At 67.2% G+C, this 16,163-nt stretch carries 13 protein-coding genes and 3 tRNA genes; 14 read left to right on the top strand and 2 right to left on the bottom strand.

Annotated features, from left to right (window positions below; translation table 11 throughout):
- The first annotated feature begins 110 nt into the window (after positions 1 to 110).
- From ASC81_RS09385 to ASC81_RS09340, 10 genes are read left to right on the top strand one after another with little or no spacing between them, the layout of a single operon-like run.
- Positions 111 to 1,016, top strand: coding sequence for a BadF/BadG/BcrA/BcrD ATPase family protein (locus ASC81_RS09385; RefSeq protein ID WP_056265724.1), 906 nt, complete (start codon positions 111 to 113; stop codon positions 1,014 to 1,016).
- Positions 1,013 to 1,738, top strand: coding sequence for a GntR family transcriptional regulator (locus tag ASC81_RS09380; RefSeq protein WP_056265721.1), 726 nt, complete (start codon positions 1,013 to 1,015; stop codon positions 1,736 to 1,738). The genes ASC81_RS09385 and ASC81_RS09380 overlap by 4 nt, the downstream gene beginning before the upstream one ends.
- Positions 1,738 to 2,862 (top strand): N-acetylglucosamine-6-phosphate deacetylase, encoded by a 1,125-nt coding sequence (gene nagA, locus ASC81_RS09375; protein WP_056265718.1) that lies wholly within the window; start codon positions 1,738 to 1,740, stop codon positions 2,860 to 2,862. The genes ASC81_RS09380 and nagA overlap by 1 nt, the downstream gene beginning before the upstream one ends.
- Positions 2,843 to 3,865 (top strand): SIS domain-containing protein, encoded by a 1,023-nt coding sequence (locus tag ASC81_RS09370; protein WP_200946767.1) that lies wholly within the window; start codon positions 2,843 to 2,845, stop codon positions 3,863 to 3,865. The genes nagA and ASC81_RS09370 overlap by 20 nt, the downstream gene beginning before the upstream one ends.
- A 9-nt stretch (positions 3,866 to 3,874) precedes the next feature.
- Positions 3,875 to 5,347, top strand: a complete 1,473-nt coding sequence (gene nagZ, locus ASC81_RS09365) for a beta-N-acetylhexosaminidase (protein WP_056265716.1) — start codon at positions 3,875 to 3,877, stop codon at positions 5,345 to 5,347.
- Complete coding sequence (locus ASC81_RS09360) at positions 5,347 to 6,606, top strand: MFS transporter (RefSeq protein WP_056265714.1); 1,260 nt, start codon at positions 5,347 to 5,349, stop codon at positions 6,604 to 6,606. The genes nagZ and ASC81_RS09360 overlap by 1 nt, the downstream gene beginning before the upstream one ends.
- The gene (locus tag ASC81_RS27370) at positions 6,603 to 7,448 is read left to right on the top strand and encodes a glycoside hydrolase family 16 protein (protein WP_056265711.1); all 846 of its coding nucleotides are present in this window, start codon (positions 6,603 to 6,605) and stop codon (positions 7,446 to 7,448) included. Before ASC81_RS09360 ends, ASC81_RS27370 begins: the two co-directional genes overlap by 4 nt.
- Complete coding sequence (locus ASC81_RS27365; RefSeq protein WP_056265709.1) at positions 7,445 to 8,575, top strand: glycoside hydrolase family 18 protein; 1,131 nt, start codon at positions 7,445 to 7,447, stop codon at positions 8,573 to 8,575. The genes ASC81_RS27370 and ASC81_RS27365 overlap by 4 nt, the downstream gene beginning before the upstream one ends.
- A 30-nt stretch (positions 8,576 to 8,605) precedes the next feature.
- On the top strand, positions 8,606 to 9,556 hold the full coding sequence (locus ASC81_RS09345; RefSeq protein ID WP_156391957.1) for a cupin-like domain-containing protein: 951 nt from the start codon (positions 8,606 to 8,608) through the stop codon (positions 9,554 to 9,556).
- 11 nt (positions 9,557 to 9,567) lie between these two features.
- Entirely contained in the window at positions 9,568 to 10,587 is a 1,020-nt protein-coding gene (locus ASC81_RS09340; protein ID WP_056265703.1) for a cupin-like domain-containing protein, read from the top strand.
- Between the two features lie 12 nt (positions 10,588 to 10,599).
- Here ASC81_RS09340 and ASC81_RS09335 read toward each other — a convergent pair whose 3' ends face one another.
- The gene (locus ASC81_RS09335) at positions 10,600 to 12,210 is read right to left on the bottom strand and encodes a tryptophan halogenase family protein (RefSeq protein WP_082536404.1); all 1,611 of its coding nucleotides are present in this window, start codon (positions 12,208 to 12,210) and stop codon (positions 10,600 to 10,602) included.
- Between the two features lie 84 nt (positions 12,211 to 12,294).
- A complete protein-coding gene (locus ASC81_RS09330; protein ID WP_082536406.1) occupies positions 12,295 to 15,099 on the bottom strand; it encodes a TonB-dependent receptor in 2,805 nt (934 codons plus the stop codon).
- Positions 15,100 to 15,640: 541 nt separating this feature from the next.
- Between ASC81_RS09330 and ASC81_RS09325 the strand changes: the two genes are divergently transcribed.
- The 4 genes from ASC81_RS09325 to ASC81_RS09310 form a co-directional block, all read left to right on the top strand.
- Positions 15,641 to 15,725 (top strand) — tRNA-Tyr (locus ASC81_RS09325).
- Positions 15,726 to 15,763: 38 nt separating this feature from the next.
- Positions 15,764 to 15,837, top strand: a tRNA-Gly gene (locus ASC81_RS09320).
- 72 nt (positions 15,838 to 15,909) lie between these two features.
- Positions 15,910 to 15,984 (top strand) — tRNA-Thr (locus ASC81_RS09315).
- Between the two features lie 52 nt (positions 15,985 to 16,036).
- Positions 16,037 to 16,163, top strand: a 127-nt coding sequence (locus ASC81_RS09310; RefSeq protein ID WP_229427325.1) for a GTP-binding protein, incomplete at its 3' end; no start/stop codon positions are given.

Below are 16,163 nucleotides of genomic sequence, written 5' to 3'. Positions count from 1 at the left end.
CCAGAAAAGGGGCAGCCCGCAGCTTACGCGAGCGGGCAGAGACCAGTTTAAAACCAATTGACGAGCATGTAGGTTGGTATTAGAGTGGTATCGACTGAACCCCGTCGATCATGCCGCTCTCGCTCAATCCCAATCTGCTGACCTCCCGCGACTCTGGCCGGCCCGTGCGCTGGTGGGTCGGCGTCGATGGTGGCGGTACCTCGACGCGCGCCGTGGTGGCAGACGCGCAGGGCCGCATCGTCGGCCGCGGTGAGGCCGGCGCCTCCGCACTAGGGCAGGGCGCGGAGCAGGCCTGGCGTCACGTCGCCGAGGCTGTCGGCCGCGCTGAAGTGCCTGGGCTGGACCTCAAGGATTGTGCGATTGGCCTCGGCCTGTCCGGCACGGGCGTGCCCGCCCAGCTGAAAGCCTTTGTCGCCGCCGACCCGGGCGTCGCACGCTTCACCCTGGTCACCGACGGCCTGGTTGCCTTGCTGGGTGCCCATGGTGGGCGGCCCGGGGCGCTGATGATCTCGGGCACCGGCTCGGTCGCCGAGGCATTGATGCCCGATTGCAGCCGCCGCATGGTGGGTGGCTGGGGCTGGCAGATCGGTGACGAAGGCAGTGGCGCCTGGCTGGGTCAGCAGGCGATGAAGCTGGCCCAGGCCGCCTACGACAGCCGCGCCGCGGCAGGCCCGCTGGTGCAGTCGGTCTGGCGTCAGGCTGGCAGCACGCGAGCTGAATTGCTGGGCTTTTGTGCGCAGGCCGGGCAGGGCGGCTATGCCAGCCTCGCGCCCTTGGTCTTCGAGCACGAAGCCGACGACCCCGCTGCCGCCGCGCTGCTGGATCAGGCCGCGCGGGCGCTCGATGCGTTGGCTGCCGCGCTGCATCCGAGCTTGCCACTGGCCCTGGCCGGCAGCATCGCATTGCGCCTGGCACCGCGGCTCAGCCCGGCCTTGCAGTCGCGCCGTGTCGAGCCCCAGGGCGAGCCGGTCATCGGCGCGCTCTGGCTGATCCAACAAGAGACGATGACTGCATGAACCATTTCGATTTCAAGCCCGATCCCAACGCGGCGTCGCCCCTGTATATGCAACTGGCGCAAAGCCTTGCGCAGGCCATCCGCGAGGGCATCTTCCATGCAGACGAGGCCCTGCCGAGCGAGCGCGTGCTGGCCGAGCAGCTGGAGCTGTCGCGCGTCACCGCGCGCAAGGCCATCGACCGCCTCGTCGAGCAGGGCCTGATCATCCGCAAGCGCGGCTCGGGCAACTACATCGCGCCCAAGCTGGAGCAGCCGCTGACGCGCCTGACCAGCTTCTCCGAAGAGCTGCACCAGCGCGGCTTCGTGCCCAGCTCGCGCTGGCTGCTGCGTGGCTTCAGCCCCGCCGCACCCGACGAGCAGCTGTCGCTGGAACTCAAGAGCGGCGAGCGCGTCGCACGGCTGGAGCGCCTGCGCCTGGCGGACTCGGTCGTCATGGCCTATGAAGTCAGCGTGCTGCCGCAGTCGGTGTTGCCCGATCCGCAGAAGGTCGAGGCCTCGCTCTACACCCACCTGGGGGAGCGCGCGCCGGTGCGCGCCCTTCAGCACATCCGCGCGCTCAACGCGGATGCCAAGTTGGCCAGTCTGCTGGAGGTGCCGTTAGGTGCCGCCGTCCTGTTCATCACCCGGGTCGGATATCTGGCCTCGGGCCAGGCGGTGGAGCTGACGCATTCGTACTGCCGCAGTGACTACTACGACTTCGTCGCCGAGATGCGCAGGGACTGATGAAACTCGAAGGCGACATCGTCACGCCCGACGGCGTGCTCCGCGGCCACCTCGACATCGGGCAGGGCCGCATCACTGCCGTCGTCGGCACGCCGGTTGACGCCGCGCGGGCCGGTGAAGGCGGCCGACCGATCCTGCTGCCCGGCTTCATCGACACCCATGTGCACGGCGGTGGTGGCCGCGACACGATGGAAGGCGGCGATGCGATCACGACGATTGCCCGCCGCCACGCCCGCCACGGCACGACGGCGCTGCTCGCCACGACGATGACCGCGCCCGTCGGCGAGATCGAGGCGGCGCTGAAGGCGCTCGGCGGGGTCTGCCGCGAGCGCGGCGCGCAATCGGCGCGTGTGCTCGGCGTGCATCTGGAAGGCCCCTACATCAGCCCCGACCGCCTCGGCGCGCAGCCGGCGCATGCGATCCCGGCGACGCTGCAAGAAGTGCAGCGGCTGGGCGAGTTCGCGCCCATCAAGGTGTTGACCATCGCGCCCGAGATGACGGGCCACCTCGCGCTGATCGGTCCGCTGCGGGACGCCGGCATCCGCGTGCAGATCGGCCACAGCGCCGGCAGCTATGACGACGGCGTGGCCGCGCTGCAGGCGGGCGCGGCGGGCTTCACCCATCTCTTCAATGCCATGACGGGCCTGCACCATCGCGAGCCCGGCATGGTCGGCGCGGCGCTGGCCCACGGCCAGCATGCCGAGCTGATTCCCGACCTGCTGCATGTGCACCCCGGCGCCATCCGCGTCGCGCTGCGCTGCATCCCCGGCCTGTTCTGCGTGACCGACTCGACGGCCGCCGCCGGCATGCCCGATGGCGAATACCGCCTGGGTGAATACACCGTGCAGAAGTGCCTGGGCGGCGTGCGCCTGGCCGATGGCACGCTGGCCGGCAGCGCGCTGACGATGGACCAGGCGCTGCGCAATCTCGTGCAAGTGCTGGGCCTGGACCTGGTGGACGCCGCGCGGCGCGTGTCGACCGCTGCGGCCGAGTACCTGGGGCTGGCGGACCGCGGGCGCCTCGCCGCCGGGGCCTGGGCGGATGTGGTCGTGATGGATGCCGCCTTGAACCTGCGGCGCGTGTTTGTTGAAAGTGAAGAGATCGATGTCATCGCTGATGCTTGAAGAAGCGCTGAGTGCGCCGGACGCGGTGGCCCGCCAGCTGGCCGCCGACCCGCTGAGTTACGCCCGCCTGGGCCAGGCGCTGCAGGAGGTGCCGCCCACCAGCGTGCTGACGATTGCGCGCGGCAGCTCCGACCATGCGGCCCACTACCTGGCCTACCTCGTCATGGCGCGCCTGGGCCGGCTGGTCACGTCGCTGCCGATGTCGCTGATCACGCTCTACCAGAGCCGCATCCATTGCGAGGGCCTGCTGTCGATGGCTTTCTCGCAGTCGGGCCAGAGCCCCGACCTGATCGCGCCGACGCAGTTCTTTCGTGACGGCGGCGCGCGCACGGTCGCTTTCGTCAATGCCAGCGGCTCGCCATTGGCGGCTGCGGCGGAGCATGTGTTCGAGCTGCACGCCGGCCCCGAGAAGAGCGTGGCCGCGACCAAGAGCTACATCGCCCAGCTGGTGGCCGGTGCACGGGTCGTGGCGGCCTGGCAGCAGGACGACGCGCTGCGCGCCGCATTGAACGTGCTGCCCACGGCGCTGGCGCAGGCAAGCAAGCTCGACTGGACTGCTGCACTGCCGGTGCTGCAAGGCGCCGAGCGCCTCTTCGTGCTGGGCCGGGGAACGGGCCTGGCCGTGGCGATGGAAGCGGCGCTGAAGCTGAAGGAAACCTGCGGCATCCAGGCCGAAGCCTTCTCCGGCGCCGAGGTCAAGCACGGCCCGATGGCGCTGGTGCGCGACGGCTATCCGCTGCTCATCTTCGCGCCGCGCGGCCCGGCCCAGGCCGGCCTGCTGGCGATTGCCGAAGAGATGCGTTCGCGCGGCGGTCGCGTGCTGCTGGCCGCGCCACTGGGCACCCCGGGCGCGGAGCTGCCACTGGTCACGACGGGCAACGAGGACCTCGACCCCATCGCCCTGGTGCAAAGCTTCTATCCGATGGTCGAGGCGCTGGCGCGTGCGCGGGGCTTCAACCCCGATGTGCCGCCGAATCTGGCCAAGGTCACCAAAACACACTGAGACGCCGCCATGAGCACCTTCGATCCTGGCCGTCTCGTGATGGTCGACATTCCAGGCCAGTCCTTGGACGCGGAGACTGCGAGCTTCCTGCGCGAGCAGAAGATCCGCTCCGTCTGCCTGTTCCGCAAGAACATCGGCACGGAGGACGAGGTGAGGGCGCTGATGCGCGACCTCATTGAGGTGCTCGGCCCCGAGGCGCTGATCGGCATCGACCAGGAGGGCGGCGCCGTCGTTCGCGTGACCTTCCTGCCGCAGCCGCCGTCAGCGATGGCGCTGGGCGCCAGCGGTGACGCCGACCGCGCCGAAGCCGTCGGCGCAGCGGTGGCGAGGGGCCTCAAGTCGCTCGGCATCAACTGGAACTTCGCGCCGGTGCTGGACGTCAACAACAACCCGTCCAACCCGGTCATCGGCGAGCGCAGCTTCTCCAACGACCCGGTCGAGGTCAGCCGCCTGGCGGCGGCGTGGATGCGCGGGTCGCTGCGCGAGGGCGTGGCCTGCTGCGTCAAGCACTTCCCTGGCCATGGCGACACGCATGTGGACTCGCACCATGCGCTGCCGACCGTCGACAAGTCGCGCGCCGAGCTGAATGCGTTGGAGCTGGCGCCGTTCAAGGCACTGGCTTCGCAGGCGCCGGCCATGATGACGGCCCACATCGTCTATCCGCAGATCGACCCCGACCGGCCGGCCACGCTGTCACCGCAGCTCATCGGCGGCATCCTGCGCCAGGACTGGGGCTATGACGGCGTCGTCATCACCGACGCGCTGATGATGAAGGCCGTGGCCGAGCGCTTCGGCTATGCCAAGAGCGCCGTCATGGCCATCGAGGCCGGTGCCGACATGGTGCTGGCGCAAGGGTCGCCGGCCGAGCAGCTGGTGGCCATCAACGCGCTGCGCGACGCCTTCGGCAGCGGCAGGCTGACGCCGGAGCAGGGCGAGGTCGCGAATGCGCGGTTGGACAAACTGGCCGCCGCCTACCCGGCCCGTGTCGTCGATGACCGCGCCGCCCGCGAGGCCGACCATGCGCTGATGGCGGAGGCCTGGGCTGCGGGCCTGACGGCGCTGCGCGGTGCCAAGCCACCGGCGCTGGACGCGCCCATCCGCGTCATCGTGCAGGGCGACGTGCCGACCGACATGGTGTCGGAGGCCGGCCCGACCGGCCGCCAGGCCGTCGCGCTGTTCGACGGGTTCAGGGATGCGCAGGTGCAGATGGTCGACGACATCGCCCAGCTGGACTGGACGACGGTGCCGCGCGATGGCCGCATGAATGTGTTGGTGTCCACGCGGCGGGCCCGCTATGGCCTGGCCGCGTCCGAGTGGCGGCCCGACCTTCACCTGTCGCTGTGGAACCCGTATCAGGCCCTCGACGTTGCCGGCCCGACGCTGTTGAGCTGGGGCTTTGCGCCGGGTGCGCTGGCGGGCATCAAGGCGTGGCTGGAAGGCCGCGCTACAGCAGGCGGCCGTGCGCCGGCGGGGCTGCAGTGATGGACGCCAAGACCTCCAATCCGATGCGCTGGATCCCCAGCCTCTACTTCGTGCAGGGGCTGCAGTTCTTCGTCGTCATGCTGATCGCCGGCCTGATGTTCAAGCAGATGGGCGTGGCCAACGACCAGATCGCGCGCTGGACCGGCCTCATCGGCTTGGCCTGGGCCTTTAAGCCGCTGTGGAGCCCGCTGGTGGAGCTGGCGCGCAGCAAGAAGATGGTTGTCGTGGCCATGCAGTTCAGCGGCGCCGTCGGCCTCGGGCTGCTGGCGCTGGCGCTGCAGGCCAGCAACTTCTTTGCGCTCAGCATCGCGGTGCTGTTCTTCCTGGCCTATGCCTCGGCCACGCACGACATCGCGTGCGACGGCCTCTACATGGGCGCCCTGGACGCGAAGCGCCAGGCGGCGTACGCGGGCTGGCAGGGCGCTTTCTTCAACGCATCCAAGTTCCTGACGCTGGGCGGCCTGATGGTGCTGGCCGGGCGGCTGGAGACCAGTATGGGTGTGTTCAACGCCTGGAGCGTGATCTTCGCGCTGCTCGCCGGCTTGCTGGCGCTGCTGGCGGCCTGGAACGCCAAGGCGCTGCCCAACCCGCAGCGCGTGTCCAGCGAGCCGGTCAAGCTGCCGGAGATCGTGGCCGACTTCCTGAAGAAGCCGGGCATCTGGAAGATGGTCGTCTTCATCGTGCTGTTCCGCCTCGCGGAAGGTCAGGTGCAGACCATCGGCCCGCTGTTCCTCATCGAGGCGCGTGACAAGGGCGGCCTGGGCCTGACGGGCGAACAGGTCGGCGGCGTCTATGGCACGGTGGGCACGGCGGCCTTTCTCGTCGGCTCCATCGTCGGCGGCTACTTCACGTCGTGGCTGGGCCTCAAGCGCGCGATGCCGGTGCTGGTGATTGCGATGGCGATTCCCAACGCCGTGTTCTGGGGCCTGAGCCTGGCCATGCCCACCTCGATCTGGACCATCGGCGCCGCCATTGGCCTGGAGATGGCGGGTTATGGCTTCGGCTTCGTCGGCATGATCCTCTACATCATGCAGGTGGTGGCGCCGGGGCGCTTCCAGACCGCGCACTACGCGCTCGGCTCGGGCGTGATGCAGCTGGGCTTCATCCTCAGCAAGACCATCAGCGGCGATGTGCAGGTGGCGATGGGCTACCAGAACTTCTTCCTGTGGACGCTGGTCTGCGGCGTGCCGGCCCTGCTGCTGCTGCTGTGGGTGCCGATGCCGCGCGCCGCTGCCCAAACCGAGGCGGTGCCGGCATGAAGTTCGCACTGACGCTGCTGGCGCTGGCCGCCGCACCTGCTTTCGCCACCGGCGAGTTCTTCGACGACTTCGCGCAGAAAGACCTCGACGCATTGCGCGCCAGCGGCTGGGTGCTGCGCGACGGCACCGGCCACCCGGGCTTGCCGGGCGCGCGCTTCTCGCCCAGCCAGCTGACGCTGGACGGCGGCCTGCTGAAGCTGAAGCTCACCACCGACGGCACGCCGGCCAACACGACGCTGGCCCAGCTCTGCGCGGCGCGCAAGTTCCTCATCGGCACGACGACGGCGCGTGTGCGCCTGCGCGACACGCCCGGTTCGCGCGACCCCATCATCCAGAGCCTCTACCTCGCCAGCCCGCTCAAGCACGACTACGACCCCGATTTCAGCGAGGTCGACTTCGAGTACCTGCCGCATGGCGGCTGGGGCAGCCCGGACACGCGGCTGTACGGCGTCAGCTGGCAGACCGTGCGCATCGACCCCTGGCAGTCCTTCAATCAGGCGTCCATCCTGCCGGGCAGCTTCGATGGCTGGCAGTTGCTGACCGTGCAGGTCGAGGCGACGCGCACGCGCCACTTCGTCAATGGCCGATTGATCGGCGAGCACACGGGCCGCAATGTGCCCGCCAAGCCGATGGCGATCAGCTTCAACCACTGGATCTCGGCGGGGGCCACGCCGGGTGCGCCGCGCGACTACCAGTTCGATGTCGACTGGGTGCTGCACCAGGCCGGCCAGACCGTCAGCGCCGACGCCATGCAGGCCCGCGCCGAACAGCTCCGCAAGCAGGGCGTGGCCCGCCAAGACACCGTGCCCGATGTGGGCCTGACGAGCGAGTGCAATCTATGAAGAAGAGCATCCTTCTCGCGTTGGCCCTGGCGGCCTCGCTGGTCCAGGCGCAGGCGCCAGCGCCCGTCGTCGGCACCTACATCCTGGCCGAGCGCGGCGTCGACGTCGTCGAGCAATTGAAGCCCGGCCGCGTCTCGCACATCCTCTACGCCTTCCTGCTGATCTGCGGCGAAGGCCAGCGCAAGCAGGAGGCCGCGGCCTGTGCCGGCAGGCCGGCCTTCAGCATCGCGCCGCATGCCGACCAGGACGTCTTCTCGGCCGCCTTCCAGCGGCTGAAGACACGCGACCCCAAGGTGCAGGTGCTGGCATCGGTCGGCGGCTGGGGCGGGTCGGACCCCTTCTTTCACCTGGCTGCGACGGCCCAGGGCCGACAGGCCTTCGTCAAGTCGTCTGTCGACTGGCTGCGTGCCCACCCCGGCTTTGACGGCCTGGACATCGACTGGGAGCATCCCGGCAACAACGGTGCATCCAACGGCGTGCAGCTCGGCAGCCCGGCCGATGGGGAGTACTTTGTGCAGCTGCTGCAGGACCTTCGCACGGGCCTGGACGCGCTGGGCCGCGAGAACAAGCGCCACTACGCGCTGACGGTGGCGATCAACACGACCAAGGAGCAGCTGGTGCGCATGCCGATGGGCCGCGCCGCCAAGTCGCTGGACCTGGTCTTCATGATGACCTACGACTTCACCGGCCCGTGGACCAAGAAGGCCGGCAACCACACCGCGCTGCGCAGTGCGAAGCCGGGCGCGGACAGCCTGGAGAAGTCGGTTGCCGATCTCAAGGCCGAGGGTGTGCCGGCGGCCAAGATGGTGGCGGGCGTCGCCATGTATGGCCGCGGCTTCGATGGCGTGAAGGCCGACAGCAGCTATGCCAGGCCCTGGCCGAACGAAGACGGCTCGGTCGCCTTCAAGGACATCGCCAAGCTGGCCGGCATGAAGCCGGAGTTCGACAAGGCCAGCCAGTCCTGGGCGATGGTGGGCGCCGGTCGGTTTGTCGGTTATGACGACCCGCGGGCCGTGCGCGCCAAGGTGGCGTTTGCCAAGAAGGCGGGGCTGGCAGGGGTGTTTGCCTGGGAGCTGAGTCAGGACGATGGCCAGATCCTGGATGCCATGGACACGATGAAGCCGTGAACCCTGGCGCTCCGATCGCCGGTGCCGCTCATGAAGCCGATTGAAACCTGGTCAGCGGCCGACGATCCCAAGCTCAAGGCGGAGCTGGAGCAGCGCGCCGAGCCGGTCCTGCTCAAGGGGCTGGTGGCGGACTGGCCCGCAGTGCGCGCCGGGCGTGCGGCGGCGCTTGGCATCTGCGACTACCTGCGGCGTTTCGACCGCGGCGTGGAGGTCATGGCAACCAAGACCCGCGCGGCGTCGCGCGGCGTCATGGGCTACAACGACAGCCTGACCGACTTCGCCTTCGTCAAGGCCCGCATGACGCTGGCCGAGTTCATCGGGCACCTGCAAGCCTACCTGCCCCTCGACGGCGTGCCGTCCATTGCCGCGCAGTGCGCCAAGGTGAGCGAGGTCATTCCTGGCTTCCTCGACGAGAACCTGCTGCGCGCCTTGCCGGGCGTGGTGCCCAACTTCTGGTTGGGCAATGCACTGACGGTGCCGGTGCACCACGACCACCCCTACAACCTGGCCTGCGTGGTGGCCGGGCGCCGCCGCTTCACGTTGTTCCCCCCGCAGCAGGTGGGCAATCTCTACATCGGCCCGCTGGAGCACACGCCGTCGGGCGCGCCCATCTCCGTGGTGCACCCCGACCCGCCCGACCTGGACCGCTATCCGCGCTATCGCGAGGCGCTCGCATCCGCATGGGTCGCCGAGCTGGAGCCGGGTGACGCGGTCTACATCCCGCCACTGTGGTTCCACCAGGTCGAGGCGCTGGAGAAGGTCAACCTGCTGATCAACTACTGGTGGCCGGTGGCCGTTGCCAAGGACCTGCCCGCGCCGGCCCATGCGCTGCTGCAGGCCATCCAGGTGCTCAATACCATGCCCACGGCGCAGCGCGATGCCTGGGCGGCGATGTTCGGGCACTATGTCGTGCAGCGCGAGCAGGACCCGGCCGGGCACATCCCGCAGCCTTGGCAAGGCGTGCTGTCGCGGCGGCGCTGAACGGAATTCATATGCAGCCGATGAAGGAAGTCGAGGGCATCACGCGCGAGCGCTTCGAGTGCGACGTCGTGCCGGCCTACGAGCCGGTCGTGATGCGCGGCGCCGTTGGGCACTGGCCGCTGGTGGCGCAGGGCCACGCGGGCCTGGAGCCCTGCCTGCAATACCTGCTGGGCTTTGACGGCGGCCAGCCGGTGGATGCCGTGCTCGCCAAGCCCGAGCCCACGCGGGCCTTCAGCTACAAGGCTGGCCTCGAAGGCTTCAATTTCATGCGCGACAAGCGGCCCTATGCCGCCTTGTTCGAGCAGCTGTGGCGCTACAGCCATTTTCCTGACCCGCCCAGCCTGGCGGCGCAGAGCGCGCTGGTGTCGGAGGCTTTGCCGGGCCTGGCGCAGGCCAATGCGCTGCCGCTGCTGGACGCGGCCGTGCCGCCGCGCATCTGGATCGGCAACCGCGCGACCGTGCCGGCGCATTTCGACGATTCGCACAACATCGCCTGCGTCGCGGCCGGGCGGCGGCGTTTCACGTTGCTGCCGCCGCAGTGCGCGCCGTTGCTGTATCTTGGCCCGCCCGACTACGCGCCGACGCCGGCGCCGATGTCCGTCGTGCCCGACCTGCACCGGGCCGACGCGGCGCAGTTCCCGTTGCTGGTCCAGGCGCTCGAACAGGCGATGGTGGCCGAACTGGCGCCGGGCGATGCGATCTACATCCCGCCACTGTGGTTCCACCAGGTCGAGGCGCTGGCGCCGCACTTGAACATCCTGATGAACTACTGGTGGCGGCCGCTGGCCGCGCCGGGCCGCCCGGATGATCTCCACCTGACCGCGCTGCGGCTGGCCATGCTGGCCCTGCGCCACCTGCCGGACGGCGAGCGAGAGGGCTGGCGGGCCTTGTTCGGCCACTATGTGTTTGGCGCGCGCGGCGAGGGGCTGGCGCACATCCCGCCAGCGCAGCGCCATCTGTTCGGTGCCATTGATGCGGAGCGCGATGCCGCCCTGCGCCTTGAGCTGATCGGGATGTTGACGCAGGCGTGACGCCAGAGGCGGCTACCAGGCGTAGATCTGCAGGGCCTTGCCGCTGTTGCCCGGTGGGATGTTGGCAAGCAGTTCGCGGTGATCAGGGAAATTGCCGGCGCTGCGCGCAATGAAGTCATCGACCACCGCCAGGTCGTGCCGGGCTTGCTCGGCAGTGGGCGGCGTCAGATCCTGTGCGTCGGGAAAGATGCCCATGCCGGCAAGCAGCGCGTACCACGACACGACGGGATAGCCCTGGCCGAAGCGGCCCGCCTTCAAGCCCGCCGCCAGCGGCTTGCGGGACATCCAGGCCATCAGCACCGCCTGCAGCGACTCGGACAGGTGCATGTTCTCCGCATTGGCGCGCCAGTAGTCGGTGTCCGTTCGGGAGTTGGTTTTGTAGTGCGCGACGATGTAGTCGCGCGTGTTCTCGAAGCGTTGCCGCATCGCCTCGTTGAACTGCGCTTGCGCGCCGGGCCCGAGATCGCGCTTTTCCAACACCTCAACGAGCATCGACGCGGTGACCTGCACGTAGAGCAGGGCGGTGGCTTCCAGGGGCTCGATGAACCCCTGCGACAGGCCGATGGCGACACAGTTGCGGTTCCAGACCTTCTCCATCCGGCCCACCCGCATCTTGAGGTGGCGGGCGGGAATGTCCGCGTCCAGCAGGCCCAGATGGCGGCGCAGTTCCGTTTCGGCGGCGTCGGCCGAGCAATGCGCGCTGCTGTAGACATAGCCGTTGCCCTGGCGATGGGTCAACGGAATCTTCCAGGCCCATCCGTGGCGCAAGGCGGTGGAGACGGTCTGAGACTCCAGCGGACCGTTCAATGGCGTGGGCAGCGCGACGGCGGCGTCGTTGAACAGGTTGTCGCCGAATCCGACGAACGCGGTGCCCAGAGCCTTGCCGGTCAGCAATGACGCAAAGCCGGTGCAGTCGACGAAGAAGTCTGCATGCAGCGTCTCTCCCTCGTTCAATCGCAGGGCATCGACATCACCGTTTTCCTTGAGCAGCACTTGCGCCACATGGCGCTGCATGTGGATGACCCCGCGTTCGGCGGCCTTGCGCGCCAGGAACTGGCCGAGCAGCGTGGCATCGAAGTGATAGCCGTACCAGACATCGAAGGGGAAGTTGTCGTGCGCTCTCGGCCCCTTGGCTTGCCGCGCCAATCGGGTCGTCAGGAAGAAGCGGTCGGGATGCGCATCGACATCAGCACCCTGCAACCGCGCGTGGACGTTGTCGACGAACGGATGCATCGTCAGGTTGTCCAGCATCGACACGAACGGGTGGAAATAGCGCTCGAAGCCGGGGCGCGTCGACCATCCTTCGAACGTGATCCCGCTCTTGTAGGTGGCATTGCAGGCGGGCATCCATTCCGCCTCTTCGATACCCAGCACTTCAAAGAAGCGCCGCAGCCACGGCGTCGAGCCTTCGCCGACACCGACAGTGGCCACCTGCGGCGATTCGACGACTGTCACCTTGAGCCGTGGCCCATAGGCAGTGGTGGCCAGCATGAGGGCCGTCATCCAGCCCGCGGTGCCGCCGCCGACGACGCACACATGGGCCACCGGCGGCGGCGCATCCGTGCTGCCGCCCAAGGGCCGCGCGGCGGCGAAGGGGTCGATCAGCGTGGCTTGCTCATGCATGGGAAGGTCCAAAGAAAAAAGGGAACGTGTCGCCACGTTCCCCGATCCTCGCGCTGGTCGCAGATTGCGACCGGCTGCATGGCGTCAGAACTTCACGCGAGCGGTGAGGTAGTACTGGCGGCCATTCTTGTAGATGGCGCGCGGCTGCACTTCCGAGGCGTAGTACTTCAGCTTGGGGTCGTTCAGATTCTGCCCGTCCAGGCTCACGCTGAAGTTGTCGCTGAACTTGTAGCCCAGCGACGCAGACAGCACGCCCGTGCCCTTCTGGAAATACTGGGTGCCGCGGTCGTTGCCGACGAAGATGTCGTCGGTATGGCTGTAGTTCACCCGGGCCGACAGTCGATCGTTCTCGAAGAAGCCACCGACAGTGAACGAGCTCTCGACATTGCCGCGCAGGACGCCGCCATCCTGGTCTTCGCCGTCCGCATAGGTGTAGTTGGCCATCACGCCGAAGTTCGCCGCGATCGGCGTTTCGAAAGCGAACTCGACCCCCTTGACGCGCGCCTTCTTGTTGACCGGACCGGTCACCAGGAAGTCACGATTCACAAGCTGCGGGTTGCCGCCAACCTGGTTCGTGTTGGTCAGCAGCGTGGGGTAGTTGGCGCGGAATGTGCCGTCGGTGATGTAGCTGCTCATGTCCATCATGAACGCGCCTGCCGACACGAACGCACGCGGAGCGAAGTACCACTCGATGTTGGCGTCGAAGTTGGTCGAACGGACCGGCTTCAGCGTGGGGTTGCCGGCCGTGCCGCCACCCACCACGTTGTTGTCCAGGAACATGCCCGTGTTGTTGAGGGCGGTGTAGCCGGACAACGCCGTGTAGTCGGCACGCGTGATGGTGCGGTTCACTGCCAGACGCGCCACGATGTCGCTGCGCACATCGATTCGCACGCTGGCGCTGGGCAGCCAGTCGGTGTAGGTCAGGTCAGACGCGGTGACGGTGTAGTTGCCAAACGCCGAGCCGGTGATGGTCGGCGTCTCACCGGCGAGGCTTGCGCGGAACGAGCTGGAGCTCTGCTTGGTGCGAACCGCACGCAGACCCACATTGCCGCTCCAGCCGTTGCCCTCCAGAGCGCCCTGCACATACGCTGCCGATGTGTTCTCTTTGACCGAGTACTCCTGCTCCGCCCAGCGGCGCGCCACCGGGTCACGGTTGGTCACGCGGCGGTTGTAGTCGGCAAGAGCATCCGCGGTGATGAACGGGATGTTGGTGGGGAAACCGCTGCCCAGACCGCTGCCGAAGTTGCTGGGATAGCTGCCGCCGAATGCCGGCAGGGTGTAGAACGAGTTCTGCGGGGCGTCGACCGCCGTGCCGTTCGGACCCGGCACCGAGCAGGCGCTGGGCATGCTCCAGTCGAAGCCGGACACGCGGTATGGCGTTCCGGTGGCGCAGCCAGGGCCTTGGGCCACGATGGGGTCGGTGTAGCGCTTGTGCTGAGCGCCGCGGGCGCCAAACTTCAGCGTCTTCAGCATGCCGGCGTCGAGCTCGTACTCGCCATCGATCTGGGCCCAGGACTCCTTGTCGTGCACGACCACGTTCTGTGCGCCGAAGATCCAGTCCGCCCGCGTCGTCGGGTTGGTGAAGCTGAAAGAGGGCGCGGTGTCCGTGCCATTCAGCCCGTAGCTGGCGCGCGAGGTGACGATCGCCAGTTCAACCACGTCCTGGCTGAGCGTCTTGCCCTTGCCACGCGACGTGCCGGCGTTGGCCGTGAACGTCAGCGAGTCGTTCACCTTGAGCCGGGAGTCCATGCTGACGAAGCCGGTTTCGGCAGACGCCTTGCGGCTGATCATGTCGTAGTAGCCGGCGGTCGACGGCGTGGCCCAGTTGAACGTGGCCTTCGTCAGCGTCTTGTTGCCGTTGCCGTCGGTCTTGACCTCGTAGTCAGAGATGGTGGCGGTGTTGAGCAAGCCGCCACGAGGTGCCATCAGGTAGTTGCGGTTGTAGTTGTCCGCTTCCATCTGCGACGAGAACGCCGTGAGGACCAGATCGAAATTTGCGTTGGGCTTGACCTGCGCGCGGATCAGTCCGCCCTTGCGCTCGCGCTCCTGCGTGAAGAGGGCCGAGCCGATCAGATCTGGCGTGAAGACACCATTCAAGTCTGGGCGCGCGGCGACCAGGGCTGGTGCCGTGGTCGCGTCGAGCTTGTTGATGTAGCCCAGTGCTTCCACACCGTCGCGACGCAGGCTGCGCTGTTCGGAGAATGCTTGCACCATCACGCCGAAGGTGCGAGCTTCGTTGCGGAAATTGAGCAGTGCGTTCAGCTGAGGGTCGGTTTTCTTTGGCAGATCGGCATAGACCGCACCCACGCCCACTTCGGCGGTCAGCGATTTGGAGAAATCCAGCGGACGACGAGTGATGATGTTGACCGAACCTGCCGTGCCGCCTTCGACCAACGAGGCTTCGGAGCTTTTGCGCACTTCCACGCGGCTGACCAACTCCGAAGGCAGCAGCGAGAAGCTCACGCTACGGCCGACGCCGGCGCCTGTCTGATCCAGGACGAACCAGTCGCCATTGGCGATGCCATGGCCATCAACGAGCGTTTGCGTGAGGCTTGGATTCGTGCCGCGCAGGCCAACCCGGTCACGTTCGTCAAAGCCGCCTGAACCACCGGCGGGACTGTTCAGTACCGTCACGCCGGGGATTCGGGCCAGCGAGTCGGCCACGTTCTTGTCGGGCATCTTGCCGATGTCTTCGGCCGAGATGACGTCGATGTGGGCGTCGGCATTGCGCTTGACGCTCAGCGACTTCTCCTGGGAGGCGCGGATACCGGTGATGGTCACCGTGTCCAACTGCTGCGGGGCCGGCGCTTGCTGCGCCATGGCTGCGCCACTGGCGCCGAGCAGAGCGATGAACACCGCCTGCGAGATGGGGGTCTGCTTGACCTTCATGTAATGTTCCTCGTTGTGGCCAAAAAATCGGTGCGGCGATGTGCTGTGCGTGCCTTGCATACCACCTTCGGTCCGGTTGTTGCCTTGCTTGCCCTCAAGAGCACGCCCAACCAGTGCGATGCCACTGTAGCGATTGATAACGCCACTTTGCTACCAATTTTTCGTGGGGGATTTCCCGGGTGCCGTGGCGCAAGTGCTGTTCTCACAGGGGCGCTGCGCCGAATTGGCTGGATCTCCGGCTGTATTTGGTATTGGATTGGTACTACTTTGCGAGTCTTGTTGTTGTGCGCGGGCGACGGCGAGCGGTCGGCCGGCGGGGTGCGTGTCTGCTTGTCGTGACCTGAGTCGACGCGGAACTCCTGGTGGTCTCAGGGTGGTTTTGCGCAATCGGTGGCTGTGGCGGTGCTTTTCTGGCGGCCACCAGCTCCCGCGTCCCGCGGGCGTTGCTCTTTGATGTAGTTCCAGGCAGAGCGGATTCGCGCCCTTCTGCCGGGTCTGTTGCGCCTCGTCGCCCCTGTGCTATAGTTGCGGGCTTGCCTCAGGAGGGGTGGCCGAGTGGTTAAAGGCAGCAGACTGTAAATCTGCCCGCATTGCGTACGCTGGTTCGAATCCAGCCTCCTCCACCAAAAACATGCGTTTGCATGTCGAGGTCAGGGCTCCCAGGGCGGGAGTAGTTCAATGGTAGAACCTTAGCCTTCCAAGCTAATGACACGGGTTCGATTCCCGTTTCCCGCTCCATTTCGGGTGGCTTGGTTGATCAGCGTCGACACCGGTATGCCGGCCAGTTTCTGGCGTCAAACCCGTGCCGATGCCCTTGTGGCTCAGTGGTAGAGCACTCCCTTGGTAAGGGAGAGGTCACGCGTTCGATCCGCGTCAAGGGCACCACAGATTTTCTCTTTTTCTACTCGTTTCAACGGGTTCGCCTCAGGAGCGCAAGATGGCAAAAGGCAAGTTTGAACGGACCAAGCCGCACGTCAATGTGGGCACGATCGGTCACGTTGACCACGGCAAGACGACGCTGACGGCAGCGATCGCGACCGTGCTGTCCAAGAAGTTCGGCGGCG

Source organism: Pelomonas sp. Root405, assembly GCF_001425165.1.
GTDB lineage: Bacteria > Pseudomonadota > Gammaproteobacteria > Burkholderiales > Burkholderiaceae_C > Pelomonas.
This window is presented reverse-complemented; position numbering and strand designations above follow the sequence as displayed.

Coding starts and splice junctions, on each gene's coding strand:
- ASC81_RS09345 (WP_156391957.1), top strand. CDS start 8,606: ATGAAGCCGATTGAAACCTGGTCAGCGGCCGACGATCCCAAGCTCAAG.
- ASC81_RS09340 (WP_056265703.1), top strand. CDS start 9,568: ATGCAGCCGATGAAGGAAGTCGAGGGCATCACGCGCGAGCGCTTCGAG.
- nagA (WP_056265718.1), top strand. CDS start 1,738: ATGAAACTCGAAGGCGACATCGTCACGCCCGACGGCGTGCTCCGCGGC.
- ASC81_RS09360 (WP_056265714.1), top strand. CDS start 5,347: ATGGACGCCAAGACCTCCAATCCGATGCGCTGGATCCCCAGCCTCTAC.
- ASC81_RS09330 (WP_082536406.1), bottom strand. CDS start 15,099: ATGAAGGTCAAGCAGACCCCCATCTCGCAGGCGGTGTTCATCGCTCTG.
- ASC81_RS09335 (WP_082536404.1), bottom strand. CDS start 12,210: ATGCATGAGCAAGCCACGCTGATCGACCCCTTCGCCGCCGCGCGGCCC.
- ASC81_RS27365 (WP_056265709.1), top strand. CDS start 7,445: ATGAAGAAGAGCATCCTTCTCGCGTTGGCCCTGGCGGCCTCGCTGGTC.
- ASC81_RS27370 (WP_056265711.1), top strand. CDS start 6,603: ATGAAGTTCGCACTGACGCTGCTGGCGCTGGCCGCCGCACCTGCTTTC.
- ASC81_RS09380 (WP_056265721.1), top strand. CDS start 1,013: ATGAACCATTTCGATTTCAAGCCCGATCCCAACGCGGCGTCGCCCCTG.
- nagZ (WP_056265716.1), top strand. CDS start 3,875: ATGAGCACCTTCGATCCTGGCCGTCTCGTGATGGTCGACATTCCAGGC.
- ASC81_RS09370 (WP_200946767.1), top strand. CDS start 2,843: ATGTCATCGCTGATGCTTGAAGAAGCGCTGAGTGCGCCGGACGCGGTG.
- ASC81_RS09385 (WP_056265724.1), top strand. CDS start 111: ATGCCGCTCTCGCTCAATCCCAATCTGCTGACCTCCCGCGACTCTGGC.